Annotated in this window: 21 protein-coding genes; 13 read left to right on the forward strand and 8 right to left on the reverse strand. The window is 39.7% G+C overall.

The window, feature by feature from the left end; all coding sequences use genetic code 11:
- Positions 1-13: 13 nt before the first annotated feature.
- A complete protein-coding gene (locus OCK74_RS16910) occupies positions 14-829 on the reverse strand; it encodes a glutaminyl-peptide cyclotransferase (protein WP_279298242.1) in 816 nt (271 codons plus the stop codon).
- A 231-nt stretch (positions 830-1,060) separates the two neighbouring features.
- On the opposite strand from OCK74_RS16910, the gene OCK74_RS16915 reads away from it, so the two are divergent.
- Positions 1,061-2,350, forward strand: a complete 1,290-nt coding sequence (locus OCK74_RS16915) for a M43 family zinc metalloprotease (RefSeq protein WP_279298243.1) — start codon at positions 1,061-1,063, stop codon at positions 2,348-2,350.
- Here the strand turns inward: OCK74_RS16915 and OCK74_RS16920 are convergent.
- Positions 2,325-3,479 carry an NAD(P)/FAD-dependent oxidoreductase gene (locus tag OCK74_RS16920; RefSeq protein WP_279298244.1) on the reverse strand — a complete coding sequence of 385 codons (1,155 nt, stop codon included), beginning with the start codon at positions 3,477-3,479 and terminating at the stop codon, positions 2,325-2,327. The genes OCK74_RS16915 and OCK74_RS16920 overlap by 26 nt on opposite strands.
- A gap of 163 nt (positions 3,480-3,642) precedes the next feature.
- Between OCK74_RS16920 and OCK74_RS16925 the strand changes: the two genes are divergently transcribed.
- On the forward strand, positions 3,643-4,401 hold the full coding sequence (locus OCK74_RS16925) for a DUF4197 domain-containing protein (RefSeq protein ID WP_279298245.1): 759 nt from the start codon (positions 3,643-3,645) through the stop codon (positions 4,399-4,401).
- A gap of 17 nt (positions 4,402-4,418) precedes the next feature.
- On the opposite strand, the gene OCK74_RS16930 is transcribed toward OCK74_RS16925, so the two are convergent.
- Both OCK74_RS16930 and lpdA read right to left on the reverse strand, forming a co-directional pair.
- Complete coding sequence (locus OCK74_RS16930; protein WP_279298246.1) at positions 4,419-5,150, reverse strand: hypothetical protein; 732 nt, start codon at positions 5,148-5,150, stop codon at positions 4,419-4,421.
- A gap of 126 nt (positions 5,151-5,276) precedes the next feature.
- On the reverse strand, positions 5,277-6,680 hold the full coding sequence (lpdA, locus tag OCK74_RS16935) for a dihydrolipoyl dehydrogenase (RefSeq protein ID WP_279298247.1): 1,404 nt from the start codon (positions 6,678-6,680) through the stop codon (positions 5,277-5,279).
- 240 nt (positions 6,681-6,920) lie between these two features.
- On the opposite strand from lpdA, the gene OCK74_RS16940 reads away from it, so the two are divergent.
- The 9 genes from OCK74_RS16940 (at position 6,921) to OCK74_RS16980 (ending at position 13,208) form a co-directional block, all read left to right on the forward strand.
- On the forward strand, positions 6,921-7,163 hold the full coding sequence (locus tag OCK74_RS16940) for a hypothetical protein (RefSeq protein WP_279298248.1): 243 nt from the start codon (positions 6,921-6,923) through the stop codon (positions 7,161-7,163).
- A gap of 86 nt (positions 7,164-7,249) precedes the next feature.
- Positions 7,250-7,486 carry a 50S ribosomal protein L28 gene (rpmB, locus tag OCK74_RS16945; RefSeq protein WP_279298249.1) on the forward strand — a complete coding sequence of 79 codons (237 nt, stop codon included), beginning with the start codon at positions 7,250-7,252 and terminating at the stop codon, positions 7,484-7,486.
- Positions 7,487-7,532: 46 nt separating this feature from the next.
- The gene (rpmG, locus tag OCK74_RS16950) at positions 7,533-7,715 is read left to right on the forward strand and encodes a 50S ribosomal protein L33 (RefSeq protein WP_279298250.1); all 183 of its coding nucleotides are present in this window, start codon (positions 7,533-7,535) and stop codon (positions 7,713-7,715) included.
- An 81-nt stretch (positions 7,716-7,796) separates the two neighbouring features.
- Entirely contained in the window at positions 7,797-7,970 is a 174-nt protein-coding gene (locus tag OCK74_RS16955) for a DUF4295 family protein (protein ID WP_279298251.1), read from the forward strand.
- Positions 7,971-8,109: 139 nt separating this feature from the next.
- Positions 8,110-9,078, forward strand: a complete 969-nt coding sequence (gene ftsY / locus OCK74_RS16960) for a signal recognition particle-docking protein FtsY (RefSeq protein WP_279298252.1) — start codon at positions 8,110-8,112, stop codon at positions 9,076-9,078.
- Positions 9,079-9,095: 17 nt separating this feature from the next.
- Complete coding sequence (locus OCK74_RS16965) at positions 9,096-9,644, forward strand: RNA polymerase sigma factor (protein ID WP_279298253.1); 549 nt, start codon at positions 9,096-9,098, stop codon at positions 9,642-9,644.
- The gene (locus OCK74_RS16970) at positions 9,645-10,499 is read left to right on the forward strand and encodes an anti-sigma factor (RefSeq protein WP_279298254.1); all 855 of its coding nucleotides are present in this window, start codon (positions 9,645-9,647) and stop codon (positions 10,497-10,499) included.
- A gap of 94 nt (positions 10,500-10,593) precedes the next feature.
- Positions 10,594-11,901 carry a 30S ribosomal protein S12 methylthiotransferase RimO gene (gene rimO, locus OCK74_RS16975; RefSeq protein WP_279298255.1) on the forward strand — a complete coding sequence of 436 codons (1,308 nt, stop codon included), beginning with the start codon at positions 10,594-10,596 and terminating at the stop codon, positions 11,899-11,901.
- Between the two features lie 152 nt (positions 11,902-12,053).
- On the forward strand, positions 12,054-13,208 hold the full coding sequence (locus OCK74_RS16980) for an acyl-CoA dehydrogenase (RefSeq protein WP_279298256.1): 1,155 nt from the start codon (positions 12,054-12,056) through the stop codon (positions 13,206-13,208).
- A gap of 22 nt (positions 13,209-13,230) precedes the next feature.
- On the opposite strand, the gene OCK74_RS16985 is transcribed toward OCK74_RS16980, so the two are convergent.
- Positions 13,231-13,881 carry a hypothetical protein gene (locus OCK74_RS16985; RefSeq protein ID WP_279298257.1) on the reverse strand — a complete coding sequence of 217 codons (651 nt, stop codon included), beginning with the start codon at positions 13,879-13,881 and terminating at the stop codon, positions 13,231-13,233.
- 92 nt (positions 13,882-13,973) lie between these two features.
- On the opposite strand from OCK74_RS16985, the gene OCK74_RS16990 reads away from it, so the two are divergent.
- The gene (locus OCK74_RS16990) at positions 13,974-14,654 is read left to right on the forward strand and encodes a YggS family pyridoxal phosphate-dependent enzyme (RefSeq protein WP_279298258.1); all 681 of its coding nucleotides are present in this window, start codon (positions 13,974-13,976) and stop codon (positions 14,652-14,654) included.
- A 24-nt stretch (positions 14,655-14,678) separates the two neighbouring features.
- On the opposite strand, the gene OCK74_RS16995 is transcribed toward OCK74_RS16990, so the two are convergent.
- From OCK74_RS16995 to OCK74_RS17005, 3 genes are all read right to left on the reverse strand, one after another.
- Positions 14,679-15,323 (reverse strand): dioxygenase family protein, encoded by a 645-nt coding sequence (locus OCK74_RS16995; protein ID WP_279298259.1) that lies wholly within the window; start codon positions 15,321-15,323, stop codon positions 14,679-14,681.
- Between the two features lie 78 nt (positions 15,324-15,401).
- Positions 15,402-15,650, reverse strand: a complete 249-nt coding sequence (locus tag OCK74_RS17000) for a hypothetical protein (RefSeq protein ID WP_279298260.1) — start codon at positions 15,648-15,650, stop codon at positions 15,402-15,404.
- Between the two features lie 38 nt (positions 15,651-15,688).
- Positions 15,689-16,525 (reverse strand): DUF2911 domain-containing protein, encoded by an 837-nt coding sequence (locus OCK74_RS17005; protein WP_279298261.1) that lies wholly within the window; start codon positions 16,523-16,525, stop codon positions 15,689-15,691.
- Positions 16,526-17,053: 528 nt separating this feature from the next.
- Here OCK74_RS17005 and OCK74_RS17010 point away from each other — a divergent pair.
- Complete coding sequence (locus OCK74_RS17010) at positions 17,054-17,443, forward strand: DUF423 domain-containing protein (RefSeq protein WP_279298262.1); 390 nt, start codon at positions 17,054-17,056, stop codon at positions 17,441-17,443.
- Positions 17,444-17,463: the final 20 nt, after the last annotated feature.

Below are 17,463 nucleotides of genomic sequence, written 5' to 3' on the forward strand. Positions count from 1 at the left end.
TCCGCGGTTTGGTTTAATGTTCAAACTGTATTTCATACAGTTCAGGCCAATATTTACCGGTTACATAAATCTTATTGGTCTGCGGGTCATAAGCAATGCCATTCAAAGTGGCAACTGTTCCTGTGTCAATACCTGGAATTTTTGCCTGGACACGATTAACCAATTCAGTTAAATCCATTTTTGCTACGACAATACCGTTGTTAGGATCAATTTTTAAAATATAATTATACTGCCACTGATTAGCATAAATATACCCATTAATGTATTCCAGCTCATTGATGTTCGAAACAGGGCTGCCATCTTCGGTAACACTTTGAGTCCGCAATAATCTGAAAGTGGATGGCTCATAAAAATACAGGTTGCTACTGCCATCACTAACAATAAGGTTCTTACCGTCATTGGCGAGCCCCCAGCCATCAGTATTCAATGGAAATTCTTTGATTTTTTTGAGATCCTGGGCAGAGTAAACAAGTACAATATTGTTTTTCCATGTAAGTTGGTAAATCGTATCGTTGATTACAGTAACGCCTTCACCAAAGATTGTAGTATCAAGTCGAACTGCTTTTACGGGCTTCCCGGTTTTGATGTCCATATGCATCAGTTTCGACTTCCCTTCATATCCAGTGCCTTCCAGCAACTGACCCTTGTAAAAAGCTAATCCCTGTGTGAATGAAGAAGTGTCGTGTGGATAAACACCCGTTATTGAATAGGATATACGCTTTACAGAACTTTCTGGGCTGTTGTCGCTATTGGTATTATCTGTAGAATTAGTACAACTTACCATGCATAAAAGACTGAAATATAAAAGAAGAGTTCCAAAGGTTTTCATGGAGCAAAAATAATGTTTGCAAATGTCCTCATTTGTTAAACAAATGTAGTAGAATGGGTTGCGTTTTTAATGGTAAATATTTAGATTTACGACACAATCATGCATTTATCCTTTAAAAAATCCTCTCTTAAGCCTGTATCCGGATTTTCCAATTAATATTCCCTTTCTTCCAATATCAGTTTAAAACGCCTCCAATTCTGATTCCTATGCTCACTGCCAACTTTTGGAATAATGAGAGCAATACTGATAGCGGCAATCGCTTTATTATCATCGCATTTATGGGCCCAAAGAGCGTGTTTCACAGTCGAGTCACTGAATGGGAATTCTATTGTCCTTCCGGTTATGAGTCATTTGAAAATAGCGAATAAGATCGTGCAACAGAATGGTCCTTCTTCAGTTTCTGTAATGGGTGAGGCTTCAATATCATCTCTGATCCGCATTCCTGTTGTGGTACATATTCTATATAATACAGCAACACAGAATATTTCTGATGATCAGGTGAAAAGCCAGATTGACGCTTTGAACCGTGATTTCAGGAAAAGAAATAGTGATACGCTAAATATTCCTGAGCGTTTTAAATTATTAGCTGCCGATGTGGAAATTGAATTTCAATTGGCTGTTGTTGATCCCCAGGGGCGTGCCTCTAATGGCATCGTCCGGAAGCAAACGCAGGTGAAAGAGTGGGCCTTGGATGATAAAATTAAATTTAATGCTCAGGGTGGCGATGATGCATGGGATAGCAAGAGTTATTTAAATATCTGGGTAGGGAGTATAAATAAAACGCTGGGTTATTCCAGTGCAATAAATGGCCCGGTAGAAAAAGATGGTATCGTTATTTCCAATAAAGTATTTGGTACTATTGGCATTACGGGCGCGTTTAATTTAGGTAGAACTTTGGTACATGAAACTGGTCATTGGCTGGGATTAAAGCACATTTGGGGAGACGCACCCTGTGGTGACGACGAGGTGGAAGATACCCCTCCCCAAGCTGGATTTACAACAGGATGCCCAACAGGCTTCCGGGCTACCTGCGGATCTTCTGATTTGGGTGATATGTACATGAACTATATGGACTTTACCAGCGATGCTTGTATGTACCTGTTCACAAAAGGTCAAAAAGAAAAAATGAGAGGTAGCTTCCTGAACAATGGTTTCCGTTATTCTTTATTGAATAGCAAAGGATTGAATGCTGCAAACATAATTGATACACCGGTTGCTGAAACTACTGAACCCAATTCAGAGACAATTGGCAATAGTGTAAAAAATACGATTTCAGATGTGCTCTTGTATCCCAATCCTGCGACAAGCGGGTTTACCTTGAAACTAAATGATGAAAGTTGGATCGGAAGCGAAATAAAGATCATGAATATGAATGGAATCATCTTGCAAAAGATGAGGATTACATCTCTATCACAATTAGTTCAGGTAACAGCATTGAGTCAGGGACTCTATTTTGTTCTACTGGAAAAAACGGATAAACGGACATACCTGAAATTTATGAAAACGGCTCCTGCTCACTAGCCATCATTTTCGCCATAATCTTCCCAACCATCGGTGCAAGTGCTACGCCCATTCCACTCATTCGGATTGCACAGAATACGCCTGGCATTAATTGCTGTATGATAGGCATCTTTTCACTCCCCATAGCCATGATGCCGCTCCACCTGTGCTCGATGACATATTGTTTTTTAAAGCGAGGTAACACTACATCTTCTAGATACCTTTCTAGCTCTGATTGAATAAGTTCAGTTGTTTTTAATTCTGTTGTTTGTTCTTCTGCAAATGCTTTATTCCTGGCTCCGCCTAGTAAGACCCTGTTCCCGAAATTCCGGAAGTAATAATAACCCTGATCTGAATGGAAAGTTCCTTTCCATGGCAACCCTTGTATAGGAGATGTCAGCAGAATTTGGCCACGGGCTGGTATAATATCTGTTTCTGGCAAGAGTTCTTTCGCATAAGCATTGGTGCAGATCAATAATTGTTTGCAGGAAAAGCTGGTTGAGAAATTGGTCTTAAGCTCAATGACGTTTTCATTGGGATGAAAGCTTTTGACTTCAATATTATTAAGAACCTGGACACCTTTTGAATGTACATGCTGCAACAATGATTGTAATAACTTCCCGGAATGGAGAGAACCTTCCAGGCCATTTTTTATCAAATGGCTCGTTTCTCCAAATCCAAATAAATGAATATGTTCATCATCAAATCTAAAAGTCCTTTTATTACCGGTAATAGGGTGTAATAACGAATTGATACGATCAACCCCGGCTTCTAATTCATTTTTGGACATTCTATCCTTCTCATCGTAAAGTTCATAACCTCCACATCGTTCAAAGTCAATCTTGGAATCAGGGAAATACTTCTGAATGCGCAATAATCCTTTATACCTCATATCAACCAATTGCAGCATTTTATCAGTACCCATTTGGGTTTCATCTGCAATTAATTCACTCAAACTTCCAAAGCAGGCAAATCCCGCATTACGATTACTCGCTCCCGTTGGAATGACGCCTCTCTCAATAATTGTAATTTTTAGGTCAGGAGCTCTTTTCTTTAAATAGAATGCACACCAAAGTCCTACAAATCCACTTCCGATTATAATGACATCCTGAGGCGCAAAAAAGGTTTCTTTTTCCCAGATACTGATCATAATAGTAAACTAAATTTAAAAAAATAAGTCAATAGATCTATCAAGTTTATAATGCACCACCCGCTCTTACAATTATTAAGATTTCTATGATCAGCCATCTGTCATCAACCTTTAACCATGCTTTAAATTCTATAACCCTACTTTTGAAACAGAAACTTAATTTATGAAACAATTTTTCTTTATCTGTACCTTATTTACTTTTTTGACTACCACTTTACACGCTCAAGGATTTAAAGGCCTGGTCAAAAATGTAGTGAAAAAAGACTCCACTGGAAAAATTTCAATTAATAACATTCTAACAGCTTCAGGACAAAAAGGAGGATTAACCAATAGTGAAATTATCAGCGGTCTAAAAGAAGCACTTCAGGTAGGGGCGCAAAGAGGCTCTTCTAAACTGTCTGCAGTTGATGGCTTTTTTAAAGATGCTGCATTAAAAATTTTGATGCCTCCGGATGCAAAAAAAGTAGAAAATACATTGCGCGACTTTGGAATGGGCAAGCAGGTGGATAATGCCATTCTGGCAATGAACAGGGCTGCGGAAGATGCTGCAAAAAATGCCGCTCCAATTTTTATTAATGCCGTAAAACAAATGAGCTTCGAAGATGCCTTAAGTATATTGAAAGGCGGTGACTTTGCTGCTACTAATTATCTGAAAGGAAAAACTACACAATCTTTAACGGAAGCCTTCCGCCCGGTTATTGACAGCTCGTTGAAAAAAGTGAATGCTACTAAATATTGGAATACTCTGTTTACAACTTATAATAAATTCGGAAAGGAAAAAGTAAATACTGACTTGTCTGCTTATGTTACTGAAAAATCATTGACTGGTATTTTTTATCAATTGGGATTAGAAGAGCAAAAGATCAGGAAAGATCCTTTAGCTAGAACGAGCGATATCCTGAAGAAAGTATTCGCAAATTGATGGCTGTTCATTTGGCCTTATAGCGCCACGCCCAATGCCAGGCCGATCCGAATGCCAGGGATGGCTCCCTGAAAGTTTGCTGTTACTGTACGGTTAGTCGCATCAGCCCTTACTATGGTATTGTTTTTTAGGAAAGGAAATTTCTTGATGAAACTGCGGATATCCCATTCTGCATCCTTTGACTCTGCACTCGTCCAGGACCAGGAACTGTTTGGCGAGTTTTCGATTGCTTTAAAATCATTGGATGCAGAATTAATTTCAGGACCAAGGAAAAAGAAATCGATTATGAATCGTTTCCCAATCAAAAATTGACTTCCCAGCTGAATGCCTAAGCCAATGCCATTATATTCATTAGTAAAGTTGAGATACACGTGGCGGTTGGAAAACTTACCGATTCCTGAGCCCTCACTGGATTGATGTACATATTTAAAATAAGGCTCAAAATACAAGCCTTTTAGTTTTTTTTTTGAAAAATAGGAGCGGTAACCCGCTAGGAATGATATGGCCTTCATATCAAATTCGGCATCACGACCATCATATTTAAGTGTATGGTGAGAATTGACCGGAATACCAATTTTCGCAGTCAGGGACTGTTTCCCAAAACTGTATTCTCCCTGTAAACTTATATTCCCTAGAATTAAACCTGAAGGCCCCCATTTTAAAGTAGTATTTAGCGAGTTTGCTGCTTCTTGTCCTTCCGCAAAGTACATAGTACAAATGGTAAGAAATAGAAGCTGGGCTTTTTTCATGGTTAATTCTTAAAAACGCAGAAAAGGACCTATTGATTAAGATTCTATTTCTACAGCGAACGCTGCATCAAAAAAGCCCGTCCACAGTAAGCGGACGGGCTTTTTATTGATCAATTTTAATCACAATTATAAATGGATCGCCTCACCATAAGCCACCTCAATGGCATCCTTAATGCTTTCGCTGATAGTGGGGTGCGGGTGAATGCTGTTTAATACCTCGTGGTAAGTAGTTTCTAGTTTACGGGCAGTAACTGTTTCTGCGATCAATTCAGTTACGTTATAACCAATCATGTGGGTACCTAACCATTCACCATATTTGGCATCAAAGATTACCTTCACGAAGCCTTCAGTGTGTCCGGCAGCTGACGCTTTACCTGATGCACTTAATGGGAATTTACCAACTTTGATCTCATATCCAGCTTCTTTTGCTTTCTTCTCTGTTAAACCAACAGACGCTACTTCTGGAGAGCAATAAGTACAACCTGGTACATTTCCATAATCCAGTGGTTCAGGCTGGTGGTTGTATTTCTTTTCATTATAGGCAATGTTTTCTACGCAAATAATACCTTCTTTGGAAGCTACGTGAGCCAGTGCTTGGCCAGGCACGCAGTCACCAATGGCATAGATACCTGGTACATTGGTCTGGTAATACTTATCAACAGTGATTAACCCTCTTTCTGTTTTGATGCCCAGTTCTTCTAGCCCGATACCTTCAATATTGGCTGTAACACCAACAGCACTCAAAAGTATATCTGCTTCAAGAGTAACTTCCCCATTAGCAGTTTTTACAGTGGCTTTTACACCTGCACCTGAAGTATCCACCTTGGTTACTTCGCTGCTGGTCATAATGTCAATACCTTGTTTTTTGAGGCTCTTTTCCAATTCTTTGGAAATATCCTCGTCTTCTACAGGCACAACACTTGGCATAAACTCAACAATGGTAACCTTTGTTCCAAGGGTATTATAGAAATAGCCGAATTCAACGCCGATAGCACCGCTGCCAACAACGATCATGGATTTAGGCTGCTGCGGAAGAACCATGGCTTCACGGTAGCCAATGATCTTTTTACCATCAATTGGCATTGAGGGCAATTTACGGCTGCGTCCGCCTGTGGCAAGAATGATATGCTTGGCTTCAACGGTTTGCTTTTGGCCATCAGCAGCTGAAACTTCAATTTTTCCTTTTGCTACAACTTTACCAAAGCCATTGATAACGTCAATTTTGTTTTTCCTCATCAAAAACTGAACACCCTTACTCATCTTGTCGGCTACACCGCGACTACGTTTGATAACCGCTTCAAAGTTGTGTTGTCCGGTAGCTTCAATACCAAAATCTTTGGCATGTTTGATATAATCATAAACCTGTGCGCTCTTTAATAATGCTTTAGTGGGAATGCAACCCCAGTTCAAACAAACGCCGCCTAAACTTTCTTTTTCGATTACAGCCGTTTTTAAGCCTAATTGAGCAGCGCGGATGGCAGCTACATAACCACCAGGACCGCTACCAATAACAACTACATCGTAAGCCATGATTGTGATTTTTGATTTTTAATTTGCGCATGCCAGTTTGAACCTTCTAAAATATTGGCTATCGTTGGCATTGAGCAATTGATAATTAGAATGCGGGGGCGAAACTAAATGAAATTATAGAAAACACAAAGGACGGCCATACTTAGATAACCCTTTTACCGTGTTTCTACATTATTTTTAGTTCAACTATAAGTAAAAAGGGCCATTCTTACCTTTGTAGAACTAATTAAAAAAAATAATATGGATGAATTTAAACCGATAAATAATGAAATTCTTGAAGAATTAGAAGTTCTGGCCGCAATGAAAAAGCTCTGTTACATTAAATTTGAAGCAGAAAACGGCGGAACTCCGGAAATTAAGGCAAGAATAACCGGGATTTATTTAATAGGGGATGAGCAATATCTGAAAACTGAAGAAGGTTTATCCATCCGTTTGGATAAATTACTCCAGGTAGACGATAAGCCTTTGAAAAAGAATTGCTAATATTATCAGAATACAAAAAAAACTCTCGTCTAAGTTACCAAATATTAATTTTTCCCTTACCTTCGCCGTCCAAAATTTTCCAAGTCATGGCTCGAGTATGTCAGGTGACGGGCAAAACACCAATTGGCGGTAATTATGTTTCCCATTCAAACATTAAAACTAAACGCCGTTTTTTGCCCAATTTGCAAACAAAGCGTTTCTTTTTAGCTGAAGAAAACAAATGGGTTACTTTAAAATTGTCCGCGGATGGCATTCGCACAATTAATAAGAGAGGATTGTATAATGTTGTAAAAGAGCTTAGAGCTCAAGGTCAACATATTTAATTAAAAAGGCTGATATAAGAATCAGCTAATTATCAAATTAATTATCATGGCAAAGAAAGGTAATCGTGTTCAGGTAATCTTAGAATGCACTGAACAAAAAAATACAGATGTTCCAGGCACCAGCCGTTACATTACTGAAAAAAATAAAAAGAACAATCCTGAGCGTTTGGAGTTGAAAAAATACAATCCTAACCTGAAAAAGGTAACTGTTCACAAAGAAATTAAATAACAATCTGAAAATTAGCAAATATGAGAACCTGTAAATCATTCTCACATTTGCTAATTTGCTAATTTTCAAAATAATATTACCATGGCAAAAGCAGCAAAAACCGCGATCAAAACTAAAGACCAGAAAGCAGCCGCCGAAGCTAAAAACTGGAGCAAAGTAATTAAAGCTGTGCGTAGCCCTAAAACTGGTGCCTACACTTTTAAAGAGGCTATCGTGCACAAGGATAAAGTAAAAGACTTCTTAGCACAGAAATAATTTTTTTAAGGTTAACAATTCAAGAAAAAGCTGTCTCCCAGAGGCAGCTTTTTCTTTGGCCATATACCTCTTTTTAAAACAATATCTGTCTGATTCCTATCTTTAAATCTTAATCGTACTTCATAAATCATTAATTTTTATGGGCTTTTTTGATAAAATATTCGGTAAAAAAGAAAAACAAAGTCTGGATGAAGGGCTGCAGAAGACAAAAGAGAACTTCTTAACGAAAGTATCTAAAGCCATAGCTGGTAAAAGTACGGTGGATGAAGAGGTGCTGGATGACCTGGAAGAAGCGTTGGTTTCTGCAGATGTAGGTATTGAAACGACTGTGCAGATCATTGAACGCATAGAAAAAAGAGTTGCCAGGGATAAGTACCTGGATAGCAAAGAATTGAATAGTATTTTGCAGCAAGAGATTGAAGAAACCCTCGTAGATGCTCCTTCTGCAAATTCATACGATTTCCATACAGACCTGCCTTCTAAACCTTATGTCATCCTTGTCGTTGGCGTTAATGGCGTGGGTAAAACAACAACCATAGGTAAACTGGCTTATAATTTTAAAAAAGCAGGAAAATCCGTTTTATTGGGAGCTGCAGATACTTTCAGAGCTGCTGCTGTTGATCAATTGACCATTTGGAGCGAAAGGGCTGATGTGCCTATTATCAAACAGGCTATGGGTTCCGACCCTGCTGCTGTGGCGTTTGATACTGTGCAAAGCGCTGTTTCGCGCCAAGCTGACGTAGTTTTGATTGATACAGCTGGTCGTTTACATAATAAGATACACCTGATGGATGAACTCAGCAAAATCAGAAGAGTGATCCAAAAAGTAATTCCTGAAGCGCCTCATGAAGTGTTGTTGGTGCTTGACGGCTCAACTGGCCAAAACGCTTTGGAACAGGCAAAACATTTTACAGCAGCAACTGACGTTACCGCAATGGCGATTACCAAACTGGATGGTACGGCGAAAGGTGGTGTGGTTTTAGCCATTGCCAATCAGTTCAAAATACCAGTAAAGTTTATCGGTGTGGGCGAAAAAATGGAAGATTTGCTCGTTTTTGACAAACATGAGTTTGTCGACAGTTTATTCAGTCTTGAAAAAGAAAAATAATACACCCTTTTTCAAAGTTGCCTCCTTCTCAAAACTATACGGAAACCAGTCTGATACAAGGCCTGCTGGCACATGACGAGCAGGCTTATAGTTATTTATACGACCATTACTCGAAGGCTTTATTCAATATTATCTATCAGATCATTCCACAACAGGAAGTCGCCGAAGACGTCTTGCAGGAGGTTTTTATCAGGCTATGGCAGAATATCACTTCTTATGATGCTTCAAGGGGACGTTTATTTACATGGATGTTGAACATTACACGCAATCTGGCGATTGATCGTATCCGTTCAAAAGATTATAACAAACAAACGAAAACTACTGAGCTGAAAGAAGACGTATATGAAAAAAGAAGTGAGCAGGCGATCATCAATGATATAGGCCTGAAAAATACAATGAACCAACTGCCGGATGAGAATAGAAAATTACTGGAACTGGCTTATTTTCAAGGGTATACTCAGGAAGAGATCTCAAAATTGCTGAACTTGCCTTTAGGAACGGTCAAAACAAGAATACGCTCAACTTTGATTCAATTACGGACACTCATTGGAAAAAATAACTCATAAGTGGATTTAAGTTGTATCATATCATCAGGAGATTTGGAGCTTTACCTTTTGGGTATGTTGCCCGAAGAGGAAGCTTACAAAATAGAGCAATTGGCTGTGCTCCTCCCGGAAGTACGACTGGAATTGGACAGGATTTCCGGAACTATAGAAGATTTTGCCCGTACCTCTGAAAGAAATCCTTCTGCTGGTGTGAAAGCTAATTTAATGGAAAGGCTGAGAAGTCTAAATGTAGATGATCACAACGCTGGTGCTGAAATTGTTTCTTTACCTGTCAATGAAGCGGCGGAAGCTAATAATACCTCAACGGATTCTGCTATTATTAGGCCTATGAAAAGATATAACTGGTTACAGGCTGCCTCTATGATTGGGTTGCTACTTGCTTTGGGCATTGTTATTCTTCTAGCCTCACAGAATCGTGAAAATAAAAAAGAGCTTGTTTCTTTGGAGCAAAGGGTAAATTCCATCAATAGGAATCTGGTGGAGCAACAAAGGCTAAACCTGGCGGCTTCGGAAATGCTTAAAATGTATGAAAACGATAAATACATAAAAATAAGACTGCTCAGTGTTCCTGGAAAGCCCAAAGCCGCCGCTCAAGTGTTCTGGGACACAGATACAAAGGAAGTTTATATTGCAGATATTTCTTTACCTCAAACGCCTTCTCATAAACAATACCAGCTATGGGCAATAGTTGGTGGCAAACCAGTTGACGCAGGTGTGATGGATATCCCCAAACATGGCGTTCAAAAAATGAAAGTATTTCAAAAGGCAGACGCCTTTGCAATTACCTTGGAACGTAAAGGAGGAAGCCCAACACCAACATTGGAAGAAATGTACGTGATGGGTAAACCATCTTAATTTCCGGTTATTTGGTTTTTTTAACACTATTCCCGCTCCTTTTAGCGAACTTTGCGCCTCACAAAATCATTCCGCAACAAGCGGAATTGGGATTATGAAGGCAAAAACTCTTAAAAAGGATAAAGTCAATATCATTACGCTGGGTTGCAGCAAAAACATGGTCGACAGTGAAGTGCTGAGTGGGCAACTGCTGGCCAATGAAATTGACGTAGTGCATGAAAGCAATAAGCGCGATCACAATATTGTGATTGTAAACACCTGTGGATTCATTGATAAAGCTAAAGAAGAATCTGTAAATACCATTTTACAGCAGGTTGAATTAAAGCAGAAGGGAAAACTGGACAAGGTGTACGTGACAGGTTGTTTAAGCCAGCGCTACCGGGAGGACCTGGAACAAAGTATTCCTGAGGTGGATGCCTTTTTTGGCACCATGGAACTCCCCCTGATCCTGAAGAAGTTTGAAGCTGATTACAAGAGCGAACTCCTGGGTGAACGCCTCCTGGCTACGCCTCAGCACTATGCTTATTTGAAGATTTCAGAGGGTTGTAATCGTACTTGTTCTTTCTGTGCCATCCCTCTAATGCGTGGTGGGCACCTAAGCCGCTCAATCGAAGACTTGGTAAAAGAGGCTGAATCCCTGGCAAGGCGTGGTGTTAAAGAGATCATGCTCATAGCTCAGGAATTGACCTATTACGGTCTGGACCTGTATAAAAAACGTATGCTGTCCGATCTGCTTAAACGCTTAAGTGATGTGCCCGGAATCGAATGGATACGTTTACATTATGCTTATCCTCATAAATTCCCAATGGACATACTGGATGTAATGCGCGAACGTCCTAATATCTGTAATTACCTGGATATGCCTTTGCAGCACGCCGCAGATAATATGCTGAAGGCAATGAAACGGCAGATTACAAGGGTGGAAATGGAAGAATTGGTACAGCAAATAAGAGAGACAGTACCTGGTATCTGTTTGCGTACGACACTTATTACAGGTTTCCCTGGTGAAACCTTGGACGATGTGGAAGAACTGAAAACGTTCCTGGAAAAACAACGCTTCGACAGGGTGGGAATTTTTACCTACTCGCACGAGGAAAATACTTCTGCATTTGACTTGAAAGACAACATTTCTGCTGAGGAAAAGCAACGACGTGCCGAAGACATTATGTCCGTTCAACAGGAAATCAGTTATGAAAAGAACCAGGATAGGGTAGGACAGACCTACAAGGTTTTAGTTGATAAAAAGGAAGCAGGAAGGTATATTGGGCGAACAGAATTTGATAGTGTTGAAGTAGATAACGAGGTAATTATCCAGAGCGATAAGAAACTACAAGCTGGTAATTTTTATAATGTGAAAATTACAAAGGCTTATGACTATGATTTGGAAGGAGAAGTGATCTAAATCATTTGTCGAAAAGAACAAGGCCCCAATCTTATAAGGTTGGGGCTTTGTTTTTGGTGTGTACACAAATAAAATTAATATTTTATTAGAAACGGCTTCATTATTGATCCTGAAAGTAAACTCAATTATATTTATAGAAATAATTGCTTGCTATGGATTTTAAATTAAGTGAAGAGCATTTAATGATTCAACAGGCTGCGCGTGATTTCGCTCAGAATGAATGTTTGCCAGGTGTTATCGAACGAGATGAAAAGATGAAATTCCCTTATGAACAGATTGTAAAGTTAGCCGATCTGGGTTTTCTGGGAATGATGGTTGATCCCAATTATGGTGGTAGTGGTCTCGATACCATAAGTTATGTACTAGCCATGGAGGAGATCAGCAAAGTGGATGCATCTGTTAGTGTATGCATGAGCGTGAACAATAGCCTGGTATGCTGGGGAATAGAAAAGTATGGTACGGAAGAACAAAAACAAAAATACCTCATCCCTTTGGCCCAGGGTAAAAAAGATGAAGCTCTTTTTACAGGCGCCTTTCTGCTTAGTGAACCGGAAGCCGGAAGTGATGCTACCTCACAACGTACTACAGCTGAAGACAAAGGTGATTATTACCTGCTGAATGGTACCAAAAATTGGATTACAAATGGTGGAACAGCTTCTGTTTACCTGGTAATGGCACAAACAGACTATTCAAAGGGGGCTAAAGGCATTACTACGTTTATCGTAGAAAAAAACTGGCCAGGCGTTGTTGTGGGGGGTAAGGAAAACAAGCTGGGTATCCGTGCGTCAGATACTCATACAATCATGTTCAACGATGTTAGAGTTCCCAAGGAAAATAGGATTGGTGAGGAAGGCTTCGGCTTTAAGTTCGCTATGAAAACCCTTGCCGGCGGGCGTATCGGTATTGCTTCACAGGCTTTAGGCATAGCATCTGGCGCATATGAAAGAGCCCTGAATTATTCAAAGACCCGAAAGGCTTTTGGTACTGAGATCATGAACCACCAAACCATTGCTTTCAAACTAGCAGACATGGCTACTCGCATCGAAGCCGCAAGATCTCTTTGTTTGAAAGCTGCCTGGGATAAAGACCAGGATCGTGATTACACTTTCAGTTCTTCTATGGCAAAGGTGTACGCATCCGAAACCGCCATGTGGACGACAATTGAGGCCGTTCAGATTCATGGTGGCTATGGCTACGTAAAAGAATACCATGTGGAGCGACTAATGCGTGATGCCAAGATCACCCAGATTTATGAAGGCACCAGTGAAGTTCAACGCATTGTCATAAGTAGGGAGATTCTGAAATAATATATTTGTACCAATCGCCTCCTCACTTCTTACAATTCATATATTCATCAATAATTCTTTTCCAGATGGAAACACACTGTTCATCCGTAGCTCCCTTTTTAAACCAATAGCCATCCTGCTCTGCTTTCATTTTTTGGTATAAAGCATCACAATCTTTAAAATATACAAAGGCTGTATACATGTTTGTTCCATCGGTAAAAAAAGGATGTTGCACATAATAGGGGTCTCGCCTTGGTAAACCAATATAAATTCTCTTGACACCCTCTTTAGAAGTATACTGATATAAAGCCACAATGTCATTACCATATACTTTTCGAACCAGGTAATAAGGCCTTACTTTTTCTTCATCGTCAACAAGGTTTTTAACATAAAATGTATCCTTGTCAATAATAAAAGACAGGACAGCTTCCATATCATACTGTACACGATGAATTGTTTTTTTGGTACTGTCTGGCGAAATCTCAGTCCATTCCATTTTGACAAGTGATGGATTTTGTCCATACAAGTTGAGGTCTACATCTCCTTCATAAACATTGTCGAGAGCTACAAGCTTTGCATGGTACTTACTGGTTGGCTGTGCATTGGTTAACTGAATGTTCAGGGCAATTAAAATGAGTAGGAGCAGGAAAATGGTTTTCATGGTGGTGTCTTTCTTCTTGAACAGCAAATTCAAAACCACTTTTTAAATCCCACCAGTCCCAAAATCAATATCCCTTACCAGAACCTTTTACCCTTTACTTTTGCAAAAATTCACTGGAAAAACTGATGATCAAAAAGAATACTTACACGGCTATTATTAAAGATTTAACAGAAAAAGGAGTAACTCTGGTTGCAGTAAGCAAAACAAAACCGCAAGAAAGCATCAAAGAATTATATGACCTGGGGCAGCGCGACTTTGGAGAGAATTATGTTCAGGAACTAGTGGACAAGCAGGCGCAACTGCCACAGGAAATACATTGGCATTTTATAGGGCATTTGCAATCAAATAAAGTAAAATATATAGCATCTTTTGTTCATTTGATACATGGTGTGGATAGCTATAAGCTGCTGGTTGAGATCAATAAACAGGCTGCAAAAAACAATAGGGTCATCCATGTATTGTTGCAGGTGCATATAGCGCAGGAGGAGACAAAATTCGGTTTGGACGAAAATGAACTGGACCAGATGTTCAATGCAAACCAAAATCAGCTGTCAGCATTGCAAAATATCATGGTCGAAGGCTTCATGGGAATGGCTTCTTTTACAGACAATAAAGAACAAGTACGAAAAGAATTTAAATACCTGAAATCAATCTTCGAAAAATATAAGCACGTTCAAATTGCAAACTGTAAAATACAGACATTGTCAATGGGAATGAGTGGCGATTATTTAATCGCAATAGAAGAGGGTAGCAACATGGTGCGCATCGGAAGCTTGATCTTTGGCGAAAGAAACTATATAAGCTAATACAGACTGTGGAAATTTGGGAGGCTAATAGTGCTCAATGTTTTTTCCTAGTATAATATCGCGCTGACCAATTAATAGATTTCCTTTTTTGACGAGATGCAGAATGCCGGAGCCTCCTTTGTTTTGAGCTTGTGAACGTTGCCCCGCCCTAAGAAGTGGATCGTTATCAAATAAATACTCATCAATCCAGTAAGGCGTTTTACCAGGTTCTTTGATGATAATATGGATATGAGCCGCTATGCTTCCTCCGGGATATGGGGCTGGCTTCAGTGTATAAAATGAGTAATGTCCGTCTGGGCCGGTCTTAGCCCAACCCCGAATATACCCGTGCCTCTTAGCCCAACCTGTTTCATTACCCTTTTTAGGGTAAATTCCTTTTTGATCAGTATGGTATATATATAAGACAACATCGGAGGCAGGTGTTCTACCATCATTTTTGAATACAGTTCCATGAATTAATAACTGAGGGCCTTTTTCGTTGATGTCAGGCAACGTATCTGTTGAGTGAAGTTTCGTAAAAGGAACAGGCGATTCATATATCGCTTCACAGCCCTCACAAGGCCCCCCTACAACTTTATCCTGGTTAATTTGAGGAGCATTGGGTGTGTTTTGTGTGCAACCTGTATTGTAAAGAAAAAAAGTGGCAGCCACAAGAAACAGGAACCTCATATTACTGTTTCTTAAAAATTAAAAAATTTTATTGAGACTGCCACCGAAATTGTGTCGAGTGGTAATTCCTCTACTTTCTTAACTATCATCATCAATATCATCTACGACTTCATCAAAATCAGGATCTGCATCAGCTCCGAAATCCTTTTCTCTGAAGTTGTCAGAAGCTGTTCTGCTGAGTTTTCTGTTTAATTCCTCATCATGTTCACTCTCGCTCATGGTACTCGCACCAGGTCGCTGTCCGGAATCATCCCTGGTGTAGGGGTCATTATTTCTTCCTTTATCAGCAGGACGGTTACGGTCGGGGTTTACTTGATTCTTTTCCATAAAAGAGCTTTGGAATAGATATCAAAATGTTATGCCAACTACTTCAAACCCGCAATCAGCTTTTCATTTAAGCTTATGTAATCATTATTGTTCTGCTGTTTGGCCAGTTCCAAAGATTTCATAGCGGCAGTTTTGGCTTCTACTTTACGGCCAAGCTTTGCCAGTGCATTGGCTCTTTGGTAATGTATCCAGAAGGCATTAGGGTTTTGTTCTATAGCTTTATCAAACCATGCAAGCGCCTGTTTCAGGTCTTTGCCCGATTCCATATAATACATGGCAGACTGAAAATAGGGGCGATTGTCTTTATTCATAGCATTATTGATCTGGGCCATCACTTTTGAATCAACATCCATTGTAATGGGGACCTGGACAGCTGTCTTATCCCAAATAATGCGCAGGTCTGTACTGGAAGGCATCACATTGACAAACTGCATGGTAAATGTCTCTGTCTGCATAGGTGCATTCATGGTCTTAACCTTAAAACGGGCTACGTCATCACTTTCCTTATATCCATCGATACCCCAGTTATTAATGCCTTTGTTGAGAATTACTTCCCACTCGTTAGGATTAGGAATGGTATATAAAACATAGTCCCCAGCTTTTACAGGAACGCCACCAACACTTACATCATCTGCAAACTTAATACGTGTTGCCGCATTAGCACCCGTGCGCCATAACTTCCCATAAGGTACCAGGTCTCCAAATATGGTTCGGCCGCGCATATTGGGGCGGGAATAAGTTAACTCAATCGTAGAAATCCCAAAATCTTGTTTGATAGTTTGAGTAGGGCTTGGAGCTGGAATTTTGATTTGTTGTGCATCTGCAATAATCATAAGGCAAACTGCAGCAAGACAGAAAAGGGTTCTCTTCAACATAAAAAAATTATTTTGGTAGCAAATCTAATAGGAATATCCGAACCTGATTGATCCAAATCAGTATAGCACCTTTCTCCTTCATTTCGCATCTTTCCATTCCCCCAACCCCAGTAATATTATACTTTTTGATGCCAATTTTACATTTCTACCCCCGATCTATAGAGAAATTATTGTACCCTTATAGTAATCTTATAGAAAACTTACAGTAAAGTTATAGTAAACTTATAGTAGAGTTATAGTAAACATCCTCTGTACATCCTCCCTAGATACTCCATATATAGTCCGTATCTACTCCGTACCTAAGGCATATCTACCATATACTTACGGCCTACTATCCCCCTTATCTAACCGACCATACCTTCAGGATAGATCAAGTATAGCTGAAGCACACCTGAAGCATACCTGAAGCATACTTCAAGCACGAAACAGATTTTTACTACTCCAACTCCAAACTTCAAACTCCAAACTCATCCCTCATCTATCATCTCTCATCAATTCGTATTTTTATCGCCTTAAAATGCAATGGTAATGGCAAAAATTTATATGATTCTAGGCACAGTGTTAGGTGGATTGGCAGTGATTTTAGGTGCTTTTGGAGCACATGGCCTTAAACAACTCGTACCGCCGGAAACTGTTTCCTCTTATCAGACGGGTGTGCAATACCAGATGTATCATGCATTTGCACTCCTGTTAATTGGCATTCTGGCCGAACGTACCGCAAATGCCTCATTCCTGAATTACGCCGGTATGTCCTTTGTTACAGGTGTCGTTTTGTTTTCTGGTTCCCTGTACTTGATGGCATCCTTAAAAGCTGTGAATAAAGTAGGCATCTCTGGGATGGGAATTATAACACCTATCGGCGGACTTTTCTTTATCCTTGGCTGGTGCTTGTTTCTAATAGCATTAGCGAAAAGATAAAAGCTTTTCTACCTTTCTAA

The organism is Paraflavisolibacter caeni (assembly GCF_025628885.1).
Classification (GTDB): Bacteria; Bacteroidota; Bacteroidia; order Chitinophagales; family Chitinophagaceae; genus Flavisolibacter; species Flavisolibacter caeni.